General features: G+C 58.2%; 16 protein-coding genes. 9 read left to right on the plus strand and 7 right to left on the minus strand.

Annotated features, from left to right (window positions below; genetic code table 11):
• The first annotated feature begins 140 nt into the window (after nt 1–140).
• On the plus strand, nt 141–809 hold the full coding sequence (locus tag BS630_RS30395) for a FadR/GntR family transcriptional regulator (protein WP_077980370.1): 669 nt from the start codon (nt 141–143) through the stop codon (nt 807–809).
• 197 nt (nt 810–1,006) lie between these two features.
• Here the strand turns inward: BS630_RS30395 and BS630_RS30400 are convergent, their stop codons facing one another.
• Nucleotides 1,007–1,876, minus strand: coding sequence for a LysR substrate-binding domain-containing protein (locus tag BS630_RS30400; protein ID WP_077980371.1), 870 nt, complete (start codon nt 1,874–1,876; stop codon nt 1,007–1,009).
• Between the two features lie 107 nt (nt 1,877–1,983).
• Between BS630_RS30400 and BS630_RS30405 the strand changes: the two genes are divergently transcribed.
• The 6 genes from BS630_RS30405 to BS630_RS30430 all read left to right on the plus strand — a co-directional run bounded on the left by BS630_RS30405 (nt 1,984) and on the right by BS630_RS30430 (nt 7,930).
• The gene (locus BS630_RS30405; RefSeq protein WP_077980372.1) at nt 1,984–3,195 is read left to right on the plus strand and encodes a four-carbon acid sugar kinase family protein; all 1,212 of its coding nucleotides are present in this window, start codon (nt 1,984–1,986) and stop codon (nt 3,193–3,195) included.
• On the plus strand, nt 3,192–4,166 hold the full coding sequence (pdxA, locus tag BS630_RS30410) for a 4-hydroxythreonine-4-phosphate dehydrogenase PdxA (protein WP_077980373.1): 975 nt from the start codon (nt 3,192–3,194) through the stop codon (nt 4,164–4,166). The genes BS630_RS30405 and pdxA overlap by 4 nt, the downstream gene beginning before the upstream one ends.
• Before the next feature lie 11 nt (nt 4,167–4,177).
• Nucleotides 4,178–4,906, plus strand: coding sequence for a nitronate monooxygenase family protein (locus BS630_RS30415; RefSeq protein ID WP_077980374.1), 729 nt, complete (start codon nt 4,178–4,180; stop codon nt 4,904–4,906).
• 78 nt (nt 4,907–4,984) lie between these two features.
• Nucleotides 4,985–6,163: an alanine racemase gene (locus tag BS630_RS30420; RefSeq protein WP_077980375.1), complete on the plus strand. Its 1,179-nt coding sequence runs from the start codon at nt 4,985–4,987 to the stop codon at nt 6,161–6,163.
• Nucleotides 6,163–6,588 carry a RidA family protein gene (locus BS630_RS30425; RefSeq protein WP_077980376.1) on the plus strand — a complete coding sequence of 142 codons (426 nt, stop codon included), beginning with the start codon at nt 6,163–6,165 and terminating at the stop codon, nt 6,586–6,588. The genes BS630_RS30420 and BS630_RS30425 overlap by 1 nt, the downstream gene beginning before the upstream one ends.
• A gap of 19 nt (nt 6,589–6,607) precedes the next feature.
• Nucleotides 6,608–7,930, plus strand: coding sequence for an NAD(P)/FAD-dependent oxidoreductase (locus tag BS630_RS30430; protein ID WP_077980377.1), 1,323 nt, complete (start codon nt 6,608–6,610; stop codon nt 7,928–7,930).
• 34 nt (nt 7,931–7,964) lie between these two features.
• On the opposite strand, the gene BS630_RS30435 is transcribed toward BS630_RS30430, so the two are convergent.
• The 5 genes from BS630_RS30435 to BS630_RS30455 all read right to left on the minus strand — a co-directional run bounded on the left by BS630_RS30435 (nt 7,965) and on the right by BS630_RS30455 (nt 13,344).
• On the minus strand, nt 7,965–9,239 hold the full coding sequence (locus BS630_RS30435) for an NAD(P)/FAD-dependent oxidoreductase (RefSeq protein WP_077980378.1): 1,275 nt from the start codon (nt 9,237–9,239) through the stop codon (nt 7,965–7,967).
• 63 nt (nt 9,240–9,302) lie between these two features.
• Complete coding sequence (locus BS630_RS30440; RefSeq protein ID WP_077980379.1) at nt 9,303–9,779, minus strand: Lrp/AsnC family transcriptional regulator; 477 nt, start codon at nt 9,777–9,779, stop codon at nt 9,303–9,305.
• A 64-nt stretch (nt 9,780–9,843) separates the two neighbouring features.
• Nucleotides 9,844–11,172 carry an aspartate aminotransferase family protein gene (locus BS630_RS30445; protein ID WP_077980380.1) on the minus strand — a complete coding sequence of 443 codons (1,329 nt, stop codon included), beginning with the start codon at nt 11,170–11,172 and terminating at the stop codon, nt 9,844–9,846.
• A gap of 95 nt (nt 11,173–11,267) precedes the next feature.
• Entirely contained in the window at nt 11,268–12,221 is a 954-nt protein-coding gene (locus BS630_RS30450; RefSeq protein ID WP_245310557.1) for a phosphotransferase enzyme family protein, read from the minus strand.
• Between the two features lie 454 nt (nt 12,222–12,675).
• Nucleotides 12,676–13,344, minus strand: coding sequence for a haloacid dehalogenase type II (locus BS630_RS30455; RefSeq protein ID WP_077980382.1), 669 nt, complete (start codon nt 13,342–13,344; stop codon nt 12,676–12,678).
• Nucleotides 13,345–13,701: 357 nt separating this feature from the next.
• Here BS630_RS30455 and BS630_RS30460 point away from each other — a divergent pair, with 357 nt between their 5' ends.
• Nucleotides 13,702–14,697: an ornithine cyclodeaminase family protein gene (locus BS630_RS30460; protein WP_077980383.1), complete on the plus strand. Its 996-nt coding sequence runs from the start codon at nt 13,702–13,704 to the stop codon at nt 14,695–14,697.
• Between the two features lie 2 nt (nt 14,698–14,699).
• Entirely contained in the window at nt 14,700–15,671 is a 972-nt protein-coding gene (locus BS630_RS30465) for a threonine/serine dehydratase family protein (protein WP_077980384.1), read from the plus strand.
• Nucleotides 15,672–16,277: 606 nt separating this feature from the next.
• Here BS630_RS30465 and BS630_RS30470 read toward each other — a convergent pair.
• Complete coding sequence (locus BS630_RS30470) at nt 16,278–16,967, minus strand: haloacid dehalogenase type II (RefSeq protein WP_077980385.1); 690 nt, start codon at nt 16,965–16,967, stop codon at nt 16,278–16,280.
• Nucleotides 16,968–17,405 lie beyond the last annotated feature (438 nt).

A 17,405-nucleotide genomic window follows, 5' to 3' on the forward strand; every position in this document is an offset into this window, starting at 1 on the left:
TCGAGCAGGTGCACAGCTCCTTGGCTCGACACCATTCGCTACCAATCGGCGTTGGTTCGATGATCAATATAAGATTGGTATTGCCATTGGTGTCAATATAGATCAAATTGGTTTAGCAAAATAATTGTTGTGGAGGACACATGAGCGTGGTGTTGAAGGATTTCATCGAGGCGGAAGGTCTGGAACCAGGCGATCGCCTGCCCCCCGAGCGTGACTTGGCGCTGAAACTCGGGCTGCCGCGTACCGCCCTCAGAAGGATGCTCAGTTCGTTGGAGAAGGAAGGCCGCCTTATCAGGCACGTCGGCAGAGGCACCTTTATCGCCGGCAGCGGCGTTGGCTCCAGCGCCCTTCGCCGGCCGGCAACCAATGAAGGAGACACATTGCGCACTTATCCGGCGGAAGTGTTTGAGGCGCGGCTGATCATTGAACCCAAGATCGCTGCCTTGGCAGCGTTACGGGCGACAAGGCAGGAAGTCGAAGAAATGCAGAAATCAATCGCACGAGGCAGCACGTCGGAATCTCTAGGCGATTTCGAGAAATGGGACGCCGTCTTTCATCGCATCATCGTTCAAGCCGCTCGTAACGGTCTTCTTGCCTCGCTCTATGAAGGCATTCACGCGGTACGGGCGGGAAACCTCTGGGGAAAAATGAAAGAACAGTCGCTGACCTCTGAGCGCATGGCGACCTATATCGTCAGCCATCAGGCGATTCTTGACGCAATCAAAGACCGCGACAGCAGAGAGGCCGAGCGAAACATGTACGACCATATCATTGAAGCCAGAGCAAACATCCTCGGCCCCAGCATCTGAACTTGGTCAGAGCGATTGGTATGTTAGGCACGCGTCGCGTTGTCCGCTGCGGCCGTCCCCGGCTGCGATCTCCACGATGCTCATTAGCCCCACTATCTCACGTAGCGGAAGATCGGCCTCAAGGTACTGATAGCCGCACCCGAGCCCGGAGGGTGCGGCGCGCGGGCCACGGTCCCTGCCAGACCAGACTGCGCGCTTCAGGGACCAAACTGCCGCCGAAGCCAGGAGAGGAAGTTTCGTTTTCTGGCATCGCCTTCGAATGGGAGGCGGCTCAAAAGGATGTAGCTGTATCCGTTGCCGGAGTATCCCCGCGGCGCCACCAGCTGCCCGCTTTCTACAGCATCGGCTACCAACGGCTCTGGGCCGATTGCTGCACCTAAGCCGGCGATTGCCGCCTCAATACTCAGATAAAAATGTTCGAATACCTGGTTCCCGGGTGGATTTGGATCTGCAAGCAAATTATCGGCGATATATCGCGACCACGCGTCTCGCCGCGTGGCCGAATGAATGCGAGGCAATGAGAGAATACCATCGCTGCCGGAAGCCAACAGGCGTGGCGCGCATACGGGGCCGACACGTTCTTCGACGACCGTTTCCACAAAGAGCTCCGGCGACCAGCTAAAATCGCTTCTCCGTAGCGCTAAATCAATATGACTCCTGTCGAAGCTCACCGGACCACCAGCGGCCAATACATGAACCTCGACATCCGGATGACGTGCATTGAATCGTGGGAGGCGAGGGATCAGCCACCGCTGCGTGAATGTCGGCTCGCATGAGACCACCAGCGGCGCCGAACCGCCAACTCTTATTTCCTCGCAACAATCGCTGATTTGGCGAAGCACCTCACTCATCGTGACAAGAAGGCGTCGCCCCGCGTCGGTGAGGAAAACGGCCCTGTTTCTTCGTTCGAAAAGAGCTACGCCAAGGTCTTCCTCAAGCAAGCGGACTTGCTTGCTGATGGCGCTGTGCGTCACAAACAATTCATCGCCGGCGCGCCCAAAATTCAAATGACGTGCAGCGGATTCAAAGGCTCTCAGTGCGGATAATGCAGGGACTCGTGCGGCCATATCTGTGACTTGAAGTTACGGGTTTCTGTCAGAATTCATCGTTTTTTTGTCAGAAGCAATAGCGCTAATAGTCTTTCGTCACATTGAGAACCGACGGGAGAGCGATTTTGAAGGTAGGAATTCTCGCCGACGATCTGACGAGCGCAACGGACGGCGCCGCGCCATTCGTGAGCATGGGGCACAGATGCTTTGTTTTCAACGATTATCAGCGATCGTCTCTGCAAGATGCTGCGATTATCTCCGTGAACAAGGCAAGCCGTGCAGTATCCATTGGAGACGCTGTCGATCGGGCGACGCTGGCGGCAAAAAGCCTGGCGTCGGCGGAGATTCTTTACAACACGGTGGATTCCACCATTCGAGGCCACGTTGGAGCTGAAGTATCTGCTGCACGCGCAGCATCCGGTCGGGCTGTTGCAATTGTCGCTCCGGCCTTCCCAGCGGGCGGGCGAACGACTGAAGGAGGGCGTCAGCTTCTGCGTGGGGTGCCGTTGGAGAAGACCGAATTTGCGAGCGACCCGCTCCATCCTATAAAAGACTCTCATCTTCGGGCTCTGTTCCGGGACATTCCAGAGGAGGAAGTGCGTTTTCTTGGGCTTGCGGAAATTCGCGCCTTAAAGTCCGGCGAACTTGTCGCAAATGACAGCAAGTTACTGATAGCCGATGCAGCAACCCAGGACGACCTGGCTCTGCTGGTGAAATCGGCGGCCGATCCTAGGTCCATTCTTTGGTGTGGTTCTCCGGGACTGGCGACTGCCTTGGCGGACTATGTTGGCCCCGCCGACCACGTCGCAATGTGGACCACCAAGGCGGCGCTCAATCTCTTCGTCATCGGCAGCGTCAACCCTCTGAGCCGCGAGCAATGCTCAAGGCTGATGAGCACTGGCAACGTGCGCCAGATCGTGGTCGACGCCGAGCAGGCGTCTCGCTCTCCCGTTCTCGCGGCCGAACGCGCCGTTGCGCAATATAGCCAGTCTGGGGCTACAGGAGATGTCATTCTAACAACGTCCGAGCGCGGCACGTCGGCCGAGCCACGGTCCATCGCAATTGCTCTTGGCCAGGCGGTCCGCATGGTTATGGAGCGAAATCCCGTGACCGGCCTCTTCGTGACCGGCGGCGACACTGCTGAATCCGTGTTGGGCGTACTTGAGATTGGTTCGCTCGAACTTTTGGGTGAGATCGAGCCTGGAATTCCGCTCGCGCGCACGACCGGATCGCATCCCATGCACATCATCACAAAAGCGGGAGGCTTCGGTTCGTCGAACGTGCTGCTGAAATCAGCCGAATTGCTTCGGGGCCTCTGGCTTGGAGATAAGAAATGAAGAAGCCTATCGGAATAACCATGGGCGATCCTTGTGGAATCGGCCCGGAAATCGTCGCACGCATTTTTGCGGACGGACTGCCTGAGCACGCGGTGGTGATCGGCGATGCCAAGGTGATGGAACGTGCTGTCCGAGCCCTCGATCTTCCGCTTCAGGTGCAGCCCGTCACTTCGGTCGACGAGGCTGTCCCAGACGGCAAACTCATGGCCGTTCTCAACGTTTCCGATCTACCTGACGATTTACCGATCGGGCAGGTGGACGCGCGCGCTGGCCGCGCCAGCTACGACTATGTTGTGAGGGCGATCGACGAAGCGCTGGCAGGCAACATCAGGGCGATCGTCACCGCGCCGATCAACAAGGAAGCGATGAAAATGGGGGGGCTCAATTATCCCGGCCATACTGAAATCCTTGCAGAACGATCGGGGACCGACAAGTTCGCGATGATGCTGGCAAACGACGAGCTGCGTGTCATCCTGGTCACGATCCACGTGTCGTTGCGAAATGCCATTGACCTCGTGACGCAGGAATCTGTGCTCAGGACGATCGAATTGGCGCACAGGGCAGGTAAGGCATATGGCATCGCCTCACCCCGCATCGCCGTCGCCGGCCTCAATCCCCATGCCGGTGAAAACGGCATGTTCGGACGCGAAGATCTCGACATTATCGCGCCGGCAATCGGCCGGGCCCAGGAACTTGGAATAAACGCGTCCGGTCCATGGTCAGCAGACACGATTTTCATGCGGGCCCGCAGGGGCGAGTTCGATATCGTCGTCGCGCAATATCACGACCAGGGCCTCATTCCGGTCAAGTATCTCGGCATCGACAGCGGCGTCAACGTCACCATCGGCTTGCCCTTCATCCGGACCAGTGTCGATCACGGCACCGCATTCGACATCGCGGGCCAAGGTACGGCCGACCATTCCTCACTTCGCTACGCCTTCTATCAGGCGCTGCTTCTCAACGCAATCTAGGAGCGCTTTCGATGCCCCAGACTTCTCCCGACTTCATTTTTATGTTGACCAACCAGGACCGCACTGTTGCCGACGCGGCCGAGCGCCTCCAGGATGTGCTTGCCGCCGGCATCAGACATGTGGGATTCAAGGATATTGGCCTGCCATTCGACAAACTCTTGGGCCTTGCTTCGGCAATCAAGGCGGGGGGTGCCGCGCTCTACCTCGAAGTGGTCAGCCTCGACGAAGAGAGCGAGCGACGATCCGCGCAGGCCGCGGTCGAGCTTGGCGTCGACATCTTGATGGGTGGCACCCGACCACATGTCGTTCTCCCAGTTATTGCTGGGCGAAACATCCAATACTATCCGTTCCCCGGCAAGATCGTCGGTCATCCGAGCAAGCTCGAAGGGACGATCGACACAATTGTGGAAAGTGCCCGGCATTTGACGGCGATCAACGGTGTCAGCGGTCTCGATCTGCTCGCCTATCGCTTCGGCGGCGATGTCGAAGCGCTGATGACGCGGGTGTGCGAGGCCGTGGCCAAGCCTGTGGTCGTCGCCGGATCCATCGACAGCCCTGAAAGGATGGCGGCGGTCGTACGGTCTGGTGCTGCAGGCTTTACCATCGGAACGGCGGCTTTCAATGGCGCTTTTTCCGGCAGTGCCGATCTGCGATTGGAGATCGAGGCGGAGATCAACGTTCTTGAGCGGATTCAAGCTGACGCGGATGGTATTGCACCATCGGTATTAAGCCGCACCTGAATCGAAGCTTCACCGATCATTAATTGCCGTCTTTACGATTTGGCGACAAGGTGAGTTTCGAATTTGGAGACCAGACAAATGGATCTAGCGACGTTCGCCCCCTCCCCTCGCTTGGCAGCAACGACCACGCTTGAGGCGCTGGAAACACCCTGTCTGGTTCTGGATGCGGACCGGATGGACCGCAATATCAAGCGGCTCAGGAACCGGCTCGATGACCTCGGCGTGTCGCTGCGACCGCATCTGAAGACGGCGAAGTCGATTGACGTGGCCCGGCGGTTGATGAGTGCGCCAGAGGGACCGGCGACCGTCTCGACGCTGAAGGAAGCGGAGCAGTTCGCGGCCGCTGGCGTTCGCGACATGATCTATGCGGTCGGCATCGCTCCTTCAAAGCTCGCGCGTGTCACCGATCTGCGCGCCAAGGGCGTCGATCTCGTGGTAGTACTGGACACCGTCGAACAGGCACAGGCGGTTGCCGAGGCATCCCGAGACGCCGGAATGCGGATCCCAGCCATGATCGAGATCGATTGCGATGGCCACCGCTCGGGTGTTGTGCCTGGCAATCACGCGCAGTTGCTGGAGATTGGGCAGACGCTGGCGGCAGGCGCGGAGCTGCGTGGCGTTTTGACCCATGCCGGCGATAGCTACAGAGGTGGAGGCGACGAGGCGCAGCAGCGCTATGCGCAGGCGGAGCGGTTGGCCGTTGTTGAAGCCGCGCAGCTTCTTCGTGGTGCTGGTCTGGCGTGCCCGGTCGTCAGCGTCGGTTCGACGCCGACGGCCCATCATGCGAAGGATGTAACAGGCGTGACCGAAGTCCGCGCCGGGGTGTTCGTGTTCTTCGATCTGGTGATGGCAGGCATCGGCATTTGCCAGGTCGATGACATCGCGCTCAGCGTTCTTGCGACGGTTATCGGACACCAGCGCGAGAAGGGTTGGATCATAACCGATGGCGGATGGATGTCTTTGTCGCGGGACCGCGGCACCAGCAGGCAGGCTATCGACCAGGGATATGGCCTCGTCAGTGATATCGACGGCAATGCCTACCAGGACATCATCGTTGCCGATGCGAACCAGGAGCATGGCATCCTCGCCGTGCGGCCCGGCTCGAACGCTCGCCTTCCGGATCTGGCGATCGGAGACCGGGTGCGGATCCTGCCGAACCATGCATGCGCCACCGCTGCGCAGCACCCGGTCTATCATGTTGTCCGCAGTGACTCGCATGCCGTCGAGGCTTCTTGGCCGCGGTTCGGAGGCTGGTGATGTCGAACGTCATAACCGTAAACACCGATCGCGCGCCCAGCCCTGCCGGTCATTATGTCCAGGCCAAGCTGGCGGGCCAGCATCTTTATATATCAGGGCAGCTCCCGATCCGGCCGGATGGGGCGCCGCTTCCCGACGATAGCTTCGAGACGCAGGCTGGGCAGGCCATCGACAACATGCTGGCGGTCCTCGAAGCCGCAGGCGGAACCCCGGACGATCTCATCAGGGTGACCGCCTACATCGTTGGCGTCAGCAACTGGCCGCGCTTTAACCAGGTTTATGCAGCGCGGCTGGGAGAGGCGCGCCCGGCGCGCACCGTGGTCCCGGTGCCCGAACTCCACTACGGCTATCTCGTCGAGATAGACGCGATCGCCGTGCTGGCGCAAGACGCTTCTGCGCCGCAGGCAGAAAACAGCTCCGACTAATCAATTCAGGTCAGCCACGATGTCACCACTCCTCAAACGCATACCGAGCGATCAAGAGCTTCCCGCGAAGGCCGACGTCGTCGTCATTGGTGGCGGCATTATCGGCGCGTCGGCGGCATTTTTTCTTGCAGAGCGTGGGCTCTCAGTTGCTTTGGTCGAGAAGGGCTATATCGGCGGTGAGCAGTCCAGCCGAAATTGGGGCTGGTGCCGCCGGCAAAACCGCGATGAGCGCGAACTACCGCTCTCGGGGATTTCCATGCAGGCGTGGGACCAGTTTGCAGCCAAAATCGAGGAGGACGTCGGCTTCCGCCAATGCGGTCTGTTCTATGCGACGGACAACCCGCAGCAACTGGCGGAATGGGAACAATGGCTTGATCTTGCCCGGCAATTCAACGTGAATACTAAGATGCTAACTGCTCGGGAGGCGCACGACAGAATTCCCGCACAAGGCCGCCGCTGGCTCGGCGGCGTCCATTCAGTCGATGATGGCAAGGGCGAACCCGCCATTGCGGCACCGACCATCGCGAATGGTGCCCGCAAGTTCGGAGCGACTATCCACCAGGAATGCGCGGCACGGGGTCTCGATATCGTCAATGGTGCAGTTGCTGGCATCATCACCGAAAAAGGGATCATCAGGTCGCAGACCGTTCTGAACGCCGGCGGTGCGTGGACCTCCTTGTTCTGTCGCCAGTACGGCGTGCAGTTCCCGCAGGCAAGCGTGCGTCAGACTGCAATTCGTACACGACCCACAACCAATCTCGGCGAGGCGATCTATACGCCTGAGTGCTCGCTGACCCGCAGGTTGGACGGCAGTTACACGCTTGCTGTCAGCGGAAGGGCGACGTTGGATATCACGCCGCAGGGCCTGCGCTACGCGCGCTGGTTCATGCCAATGTTTCTGAAGCGACTGAAAGCGGTCCAGATTGGCGTTAGCAAGTCCACGTTCCATGGACCGGAAGCTTTGGCGAGTTGGAACAAGGATACGCTTTCGCCTTTCGAGAAAATCCGTGTTCTCGATCCAAAACCGAGCCGCCGGACGATCGCCGCTATCCTGAAGGGCGTCACCGAGCAGTTCCCGGCGCTTGCGGGTATCGAAATCGCTGACAGTTGGGGCGCCTATGTGGATTGCACACCGGACGCGGTACCGGTTATCTCGGCGTCTGTTCATGTGAAAGGCCTTTATTTGGCCGCGGGCGGTTCCGGCCATGGCTTCGGCATTGGCCCGGGCATCGGCCGCCTCGCCGCTGATCTGGTTGCTAACGATAGGCCTTGCGTTGATCCCACGCCCTTCCGGCTGTCGCGCTTCTTTGACGGCTCCAGAGTCGAGGTCGGCGGGCTCTGATCATGGCGGAAGGCGAAGGTAGGACAAGAAGTCCTTAGCCGACGCTGTCCAGCATCTTGTAATACATGCCGACCAGCGGCAGGAACCAAGGGGTTCCGAAGTGCCCGGGGACGGCCGGCCATTCGAGCCCCTTCATCGGATTGCAGTCGGGCCGGCCGAGGATCGCGTCGGCGATCAGCATTCCGAGATGGGTCGAAAGCTGGGCGCCATGGCCGGAGTAGCCCATGGCGTACCAGACGCCGTCATGACAGCCTGCGCGCGGGAACCGATCCTTGGTTATGTCGACGAGACCGCCCCAGCAATAGTCGATTTCGACACTGGCGAGTTGCGGGAAGATCTCAGCGAGGCTTGCCTTTAGGGTCGCTGCGATCTTAGGGTCCGACCCGTGGTCGGAAGTTGCCGAGAAGCGCGCGCGGCCTCCGAAGATAATCCGGTTGTCGGGCGAGAGCCGAAAGTAGTTGCCGATATTCTTCGACGTGACGCAGGTGCGGTTGCCGGGCATCGTCGCCGCGATCTCCGCTTCGGTCAGCGGCCGCGTGGCAATGATGAAGCTGCCTACCGCAATGATCCGGCGCCGAAAATAGCCGAAGGTCGAGGGTGTATAGGCGCCGGTGGCAACAAGCACCGCATCGGCGGTGACGCTGCCGCGGCCGGTTTTCAGATGATGACGGCGGTCCGCCTGCCGATGGCCCGTGACGGCCGCGTTCTCGAAGATCGTCGCGCCGTGACGCTTCGCTGCCTCGGCGAGCCCCATGACGTAGCGACCCATATGCATCATCGCGCTCTTTTTCGAGAGCATCGCGCCGTGGAAGGGCGAGCCGATTTCCTGCTTCAGGTCGTCTGCGCTTAGCAACGCCGTGTCCGAATCGACTTCGGAGTGCACGGCTTCGAAGTTGCGCGCGATCGCTTGGAAATGCTGGGGCTTGGAGGCGAGCTTCAGCTTACCGGTGCGGCGGAAGCTGCAATCAATTTTCTCCTCTTCGATGAGAGCCTCGATCGTGTCGATCGAGTCGTCCAGCGCCTTATAAAGCGCAATCGCGCGTTCCGTGCCGAGCTCCGCCTTTGCCGCCAGATAGCTATGCGCAAGCCCGTTGTTCAAGTGCCCGCCATTGCGGCCGGAGGCGCCCCAGCCCACCGCCTCGGCTTCCAGCACGACGACTTTGGCACCCGCCTTTGCGAGTTGCCGGGCGGCGCCAAGACCGGTGAAGCCGCCGCCGACCACCGCGACATCGTAATGGCCGTCGACCGGACCCTCTTCGGCCCCGGCAAAAGCCGGAGCAGTGTCGTGCCAGTAGGATAAGAACTTCATGGTGGCGCGCCTTGTCTCTAGAGATTGGATCACCCGGAGAAAGGGCGAGGAGTTTATCGGAGCCTAAGGTTGAAACAGCTTCGTCAGCGGCAGTTGCGCCCTGCGGATCGGCGATTTCAGCACGACGTAGCTGAAATACTTGTCAATACCGACGTCCAGCTCGATCAGCCGCTCCATGATCTCCTGATATTCGCCTATGCCGGTAGTCACGAATTTCAGGAGATAGTCGTAGCCCCCCGAGATCACATGACACTCAATGAGTTGCTCGACCTTCTCGATAGCGGCGAGGAAGCGTGCAAAATCGGTCTGCCGGTGGTTCTTCAGCGTGACCTCAGTAAACACCAATAGCGCCTGCCCCAACTTGGCGACATTGATCTGCGCCGTGTAGCCTTCGATATAGCCCTCCGACTGCAGCTTCTTGACGCGCATGAGGCAGGGGCTCGGCGATAGGTTGACAACCTCAGCAAGCTCCACATTGGTCATTCGACCATTCTGCTGCAGGATGTGCAGGATCTTGATGTCTGTCCGATCGAGTTTCATGGACTTTAGCTTTCGGTGATAAATGGCCGACCCGATTACGCTGCCGAGGCAGCGGATGTAACACCTACGCGACGACCTTCCTGATCGCGGACTCCATGGCTTCGAGAAACCGATCCACATGCTCCGCCTGACAAATCAGTGGGGGCCGAACTTTCAGCGTATCCTCGTTGGCGCCAGTCGTGCTGATAAGAATGCCATTTTCACGCACCAGGTTTACAATCTCCAATGCCATGGCCCGCCGGCTTGCCTCTCGCGTTCCATCCAGCCCGATGTCGATGCCGAAGAACAGACCGGCATTTCGAATGCCGCGGATACCGCCGTGCAGCTTGGCAAGATGCTCCAACCCCATTTTCAGGCGTTCACCCATCGCATGCGCATGCTCGGGGATGCGATCTCTGTGCAAAATGGTCAGGACGGCGTCAGCGGCCGCGATCCCGACGGTATTGCCGCCGAAAGTGTTTGAGTACCGGGCAGTCGCGCCAAAGCGATCCATCGGTGCCTTGCGGCCAACAACCGCGCCGATTGGAAATCCATTGCCCATAGGCTTACCGAGAGTGACGAGGTCGGGCACTACTTCGTGACGCCCAAAACCCCACATGTGTGTGCCCGTCCGTCCAAATCCTGGCTGAACTTCATCGGCAATCACGAGGCCACCTGCTTCCTGCACCGCTTTAACTCCACCGGCGATGAAGCCAGGAGGGTCAACCCAGACGCCGTCGCTGGAGAAAATCGTGTCGATGAGAAGTGCCGCGATGCCAATCCCACGCCGGTTCAAATCAGCGATTGCGGAGCGAACCTGTTCTTCAAAGAATGCCGCAGCTTGCCGCTCGGGTATGCCCGAGGGACCGTGCAACGACACCATGCGCACGGCAGGGCTGAGCTTGATGGCATCGCCCAGATTAGGCGACACCATCGCGGTGGCCGCACTGGTGCCGTGATAGGCATGGGAAGAGACGATCACGCCCTCGCTGCCGCTGGCCAGCCTTGCAATCCGGAGTGCCAAGTCGTTCGATTCGCTACCCGTGCAGGTAAAGACAACGCGGTTCAGCTCCTGGGGAAAGGTGGCCACGAGCCGTTCGGCATAATCGACCAGCCTCGGTTCAAGATAGCGCGTGTTTGCGCTAATTCGGCTGGCTTGTTCTGCCATGGCAGCGTTGATCTCTGGGTGACAATGCCCGAGAGAGGGCACGTTGTTGTAGAAATCGAGATAGGGACGTCCATCCGGATCGAAGAGCCACATGCCCTCGCCCCGAACGAAATGAACCGGCCGGCGGTATTGGAGCCTGTAGGAAGCTCCCAATACGCTGTCGCGCCGGGCGATCAGCTCAGACTCCCGGGTGGAAATTTGGGCTTCCCCGGGAGTGAAGCGGTTGGGCATGAGATCTGTGGACATAGCTTTGATCCTGCTTAGATTTCTATCCGCGAGTAGGTCGCGGCTTACGGTCCTGATTACCAACGCGAGCGACGCAAGGTTTAGATGCGGCCGGACTAAGGTCCTGCGCTACGCACAGCCATATCGGCCTCACCCGCGCTTAACGCCGACAGGATAGAGAGCCCGCGTTCGGCCCTGGCCACGTTTTTCTTGATATATGCCGCTTCGGCCGGAAACAGCTCGGCTCGCCAGTAGTTGATGAGGATGAGGGCGCTTTGGCGCGCCTTCATCAATCCGACCAGCAGTTTCGCCTCAAGCGTGGAAAGCGGAGCCACCGAAGCATAACCGGCGATGAGATTTTCTGAGCCGCCGAGAGCCAAAGATGGGTCAGTTACCAAGTGGCTTGCAGCAACCACGAGATCCTGAATCCGAGGACCCCAGCAGCCGTCGCCGAAATCGATGAATGCGATACCCTGACCGGCCAGGAGCGTGTTGAAAGGGCTGGGGTCGTTGTGCGTAACCTGCCATGCTACCTCGCGCAGTTGCGGCTGGATGAGTTCGACATAATTGCCCATGGCAAGACGCACTGAGGCCGCGACAGGCTCTGATTGCAGGTGCTCCTCCAGTTCCATTAGGCTCGGCCAGCATCCGACATGCCAAAGTACCGGGCGATGCATGGCGGGCAGCTTCAGAGGCTTGAGCGCCAAACTGAGCCTGCCAAGCGCCTGGCCGACCCGGTAGCGGACGTCCGGAGTTGCGTTCACCTGGTGCAGCGACAACCCTGAAAGTCGGGTCTGCAGGTAGCCGCGAATCTCCTCCTCTTCGAACATCAGCGCACCGGCGCCGGTACGCACCAGATGAGGTGCCGCGAAACCGGAAGCGCCTTCCAGCCCTGCAAGGGCCGCAACCTGGAAGCGGAAACTGTCTCGTCCTTCCGGCCGCGCTGACGTTTTGAGGATCAACCGATCGCCGCTCAAGAGAGTGACCTCGGCGGTACATTCCACTTCCGAGGACAGAACCCTGATCGTTCCCGTCAATCCGTAGTGGCGCATTAGCAGCTCACCGGACACGTGCGCATCGGCAGGGCTCGGCTTAGTCGCCAGAATAGCGGCAGCACCCCTGAAATATGCTTCGGTGAATGGCTCGCCGACCGACTGGTAGCCGTCGAGATGACCCGCGCCGTCGTCTGGAACCGCATCGTTACAAGCACTCACGATTGAGACCCTCGCACTGTTTGGAGCCGGACGGCAATGGTCATCCGAAAAACGACCGTCGGTATGGCATCCAGTCCGCTTCGGCCATCCTCGGTGAAGGATGGCGATGCTGCTGAAGGCGCTGGAACCACCGTCCCCGCCTTCAGCACGATTGTCCTGGCCCCGGCATTGTTACCTCGCCCGTGCCGGAATCCTTGATCGCACCGCCGAACACGGCGGCACCGCAATGCCCTCGGCCCTTTATCTCCGGCAAACCGAGGTTCGCTGTCGGACCGGTGGAAGAGAGATTTTCAGATGTATTCGGGCTTCCTTAAAGCCCGACAACGCCCGGCAAGGCCGAGATGCCGGCAATCTCGGTGTAGCCGTAATAGGGATTAGCCGGCTCGTGACGGCGATTGACCCAGACCTTGTTCTTGATCCCAAGGTCGTGCGCGGACATGAGATCGTAACGGAATGAAGAAGAGCAATGCAGTATGTCCTCCGGTCTGCAGCCAAGCATATCGAGCATATATTCGAAGGCCCGGAAGTGCGGCTTATAGGCCTGAGCCTCTTCGGCGGTGTAAATGGCGTGGAACGGCGCGCCGAGCTTCTCGACGTTAGACATGATCTGGGAGTTCATTGCATTCGACAGGATGACCAGCGGAATTTCCTTTGCCACCTTGGCAAGACCGGCCGGAACGTCGGGATGCGGCCCCCAAGTGGGAACGCGTTCGTAAACCATCTGCGCGTCTTCGTCCTTGAACTGGATGCCGTTGCGTTTGCAGGTCCTCGTCAATGCGTTATGCACCACCTCCGCATAGGGCTTCCAGTCGGCCATGACTTCATCAAGCCGGTACGCCGAGAAGTCGGCGATGAACTGCAGCATTTTCTGCTCGCTCATGCGCTCGGCGTAGAGATCGCGTGCCGCCTCCGCCATCTGAAAGTTGATCAGCGTGCCGTGGCAATCGAACGTGATGTATTTCGGGCGGAATGTGGTCATGCGCTTCGTCCTTGCTTTGCGGGGAGGTGTTTAAGTTATGACCAATATAGCCCGGCGTTCGTATCCGAATTGCCCGGAGATTGCGGAACATCAGCACAAAATGCTGGAGGGAAACATCATTTCCCCTTGTGAGTGCTGGGTCACAGTGATCCGCGGTGGCGGGTTAGTTCCAACACACCGCCCAAGCTCCGAAAGGCGCCTGCCGGTACTCTCTGCCAAAATCGCCATGCGATATAAAACAATCTGCTTGGGGCTACACGAATACGGCCGATAGACTCACAGCGGGCTCAATATGCTTAGTGCGGCTCAGGTCGTGATGCGCCGATGGCACCCGACGAATTGAAGTAGAGGTCACGCATGAAAACGCTGCTGCTCAAGAAGAATGACGTAGGACGGCTTATCGGCATGACGGAAGTCATCGGCGCGGTCGAAGAGGCTTACAGGGCTTTCAGCAGCGATCAGGTGGAGCAGCCCGACTATATCGGGATTCATCTGCCCTCCCTGCGTGGCGAGATCGACTTCAAGCTTGGCTATTATAAGGTCGCTGAAATAATCTCTATGAAGGCGCATTCCGGAGGGTTCACCAACAACCCGGTAGAACACGGCGTGCCGAACAGCATGGGCACCATTCTCCTGTTTGATGCCAGGAGCTGTGCGTTGATTTGTATCATGGATGGTAGCTTGATTACCGGCCTCAGAACCGGGGCGGCGGGAGCCGTCTCCGTCAAAGCACTGGCGAGAAAAAACGCCAGGACGATCGCGTCGATCGGCACAGGCAATCAGGCTAGAATGCAAATCCGTGCGATCAACGAGATCCTGAAGATCGAAGAGGTCCACGCCTGGGACAGCACCTACGAAACAAGTTCCAAATACAAGGCGGACATCGAGCGCGAATTCGGCATTCCCGTCACCGTCGCAACCTCGAAGAAGGAGGCGGTCGAGCGGGCCGACATCTTGATCACAACGACCCGAGGGAAAGGGTCGCTTGTGGAAGCGGAATGGGTAAAACCCGGTACACACATCGTTGCGATCGGCACGGATCAACGCGGCAAACAGGAGCTGGATCCGGAGCTTTTCCGAAACGCCAAAATCATCGTCGACTCGCTTTCGCAATGCACGGAAAAGGGCGAGACTTGGCACCCGCTCAATAAAAACATCATTACCAAGGACTTCATCCACGGCGAAATCGGCGAGGTATTGTTGGGGAGGAAGCCGGGACGAGAAAGGGATGACGAAATCACCATTTTTGACTCCACCGGGATGGCCATACAAGACAATACGACCGCCACGAAAATTTATCGCAACGCCATAGCGAACAATGTCGGCACTTTCTTCCAATTTCTTGAGGAATGACCATGCGCAACTATCCCACCATTCAGGACATCCGTGAAGCGCAGCAACGGCTAAAGCCGCACATCAGACGCACGCCGCTATTGCGTGCAGACAAAATCGAGAAAGCGGCTGGTTGTCAGCTCTATCTCAAGCCCGAAACACTTCAGATTACTGGTGCATTCAAGATCCGCGGGGCCTTGAACAAGGCTCTCTCGCTTCCCCGTGAAGAGATCGCAAACGGGATCATTGCGACCTCGTCGGGCAACCACGCCCAGGCGCTTGCTTATGCCGCCAGGATGCTTGGCGTAAAAGTGATACTGGTGCTGCCGGTCACCACACCAAAAATCAAGATCGCCAATACAGAAGCCTTTGGCGCGGAAGTCATTCTTTTTGATGGTGACAATGCTGCTAGATGGAGAAAAGTCTACGAGATCGCTGAAGGAAATAATTATGCGGTTATTCACGGCTTCGAGGACCCCGTTGTAATGGCTGGTCAGGGAACGATCGGGTGTGAAATCCTCGAAGACTTGGAAGATGTGGACACGGTTATAGTACCCCTGGGCGGTGGAGGGCTGATCTCGGGCATCGCCACTGCGATAAAAGAAACAAAGCCATCAGTGCGCGTTATCGGGGCAGAGCCTGCCTTGACGCCGAAATACTTTTACAGCCGCAAGAACAAGGAACGCACATCGCTTCCGTTAAAGAACACGATTGCGGATGGTTTGAGGTTAAGTGTGCCGGGTCAAAATCCGTACCCGATTATCGAAAAGTATGTCGACGAGATTGTTCTTGTTGAAGACGAACACATCATCGCCGGAATGCGTGCCCTTGCTAAGGATGCGAAATTGATCGCGGAACCAGCCGCCTCCATCGGAATAGGAGCACTGTTGGCAGGCAGCATAGACGTGAAGCCAGATGAGAAAGTGTGTGCGGTCTTGTCCGGCGGGAATTGGGATCTAAGCGACCTTGCCGAGATTTACAATTTGGCGCCGTGATCGCTCTCAGCTTCGGTCAGTACAGCACCCCGATCGCTGTTCGACGCCTGCAATTCTCATATCCTCTCTCACAAATGCGAAAATGCGACACCCGAACATAACAGAGTCGTCGAAAGTGGGTGTCGAGCATCGGGCTTTACCCCAAAAGTAGGCACACACTCGATGAAGCGGATAAAGGTCGCCTCACATCTACAATAAGACAGAAACCTGGCCGCCCCTCATGCTCGGCCACCAGAGGATGGAGAGCACCGGTACAATACCTCGGAATCGACGTCGACCACGCCTTAACTATCTCAGAGCAAGTTGAATTTGCAGTACTGGCGGCTGCGCCTCTAATTGAAGCGCCGTTTCTGCAGGATCCAACCGAGGATCGACTTCGTCCAGCCATCCCCCACGCTTTGCGGACGAGCGCTGTGCGCGCCATCAATCGTTGAGGAACAGCCTCGGGTTATCTTCGAGCCCGAGGATCACAACATCATCTAACGCCGGCAAGTCACGCGTGCGGAAGGGCTCCCCCAAAAGGTCATGTTTGCCCCCTTCGAACTATAAAGAGAAGGGCGAAGGGACCGCCCCGTCTCATCAGCAAAAGCCTATGAGCCCTGATTTTCAGGCACGCTTCAGGGCTGGCTCTAGGCCAACGGCGGCAGCCAACCCGCCGATATCCTTGATCTCAGTGTATTCGTAATAGGGATTGGCCGGCTCATGGCCGCGGTTGACCCAGACCTTGCTCTTGATGCTCAGGTCATAGGCGGTCATGAGGTCGTAGCGGAACGATGAGGAAACATGAGTAATGTCTTCCGGTCCGCAGCCGAGCTTGTCGAGCATGTATTCGAAACCCTTCATCAGAGGTTTGTATGCCCCGACTTCTTCTGCCGTGATTACCATATGGATGGGCGCACCCAGCTTTTCCACATTCGACATGATCAGGCTGTTCATGGAGTTCGACAGGATGACCAGCGGAATTTCCTCGGCCACCCTGGACAGGCCAGCCGGGACGTCCGGATGCGGACCCCAGGTTGGCACCTCTTCATAGATGCGTTGCGCGTCTTCGGGTTTGAATGGGATACCGATGCGCTTGCAGCTGCGTTCGATTGAATTGTGCACCACTTCGACGAAAGGTTTCCATTGCCCTAGCACTTCGTCAAGGCGATAGCCCCTGAAAGCCTCGACCAAAGCGGCCATCGCTTCAGGGGAGAGGCGCTCGCCGTAGGCGCGTCGCGCAGCGCCGGCCATATCGAAATTGGTGAGCGTGCCGTAGCAGTCGAAGGTCACGTACTTCGGTCGAAATTGGGTCATTGTGTGTATTCCCTCCAATTTTCATGGCACGGTGTGCCGATCCAAGGTCATCGTAGCGGGCTTGCCGCCTGTCTAAAGAGGTCGCGGTTCCGAGAGACCGTGATGCAACAGCGGCGCAGGAAACTTTGCGACCGTAACTGGTCATTTCCTCTGCCTTTGTTGATACCGGGCCAACCACCCAAGCGGAGAACTCCAACTTGGTTGCTGCATTCCGAACAGTGGGAGCACACTGACATAAGTTTGTCGCGATGGCAACCGATTGTCCAACGATTTTTAGGATCTGCCCTCAAGCGATTCTCCCCGACTTGTGTCGTCGCTACTCAATTAACAACCAATTAACAACCAATTTGTCGATTATCCTACTGTAATATAGAGATATTTGCCTGGAGTTGGTCAAAATTATTCAAAGGATCTGCTCTTTTGCCATTAGCGAATCGA

The sequence above is a fragment of the Rhizobium laguerreae genome, from assembly GCF_002008165.1.
In the GTDB taxonomy this organism is placed as follows: Bacteria; Pseudomonadota; Alphaproteobacteria; order Rhizobiales; family Rhizobiaceae; genus Rhizobium; species Rhizobium laguerreae.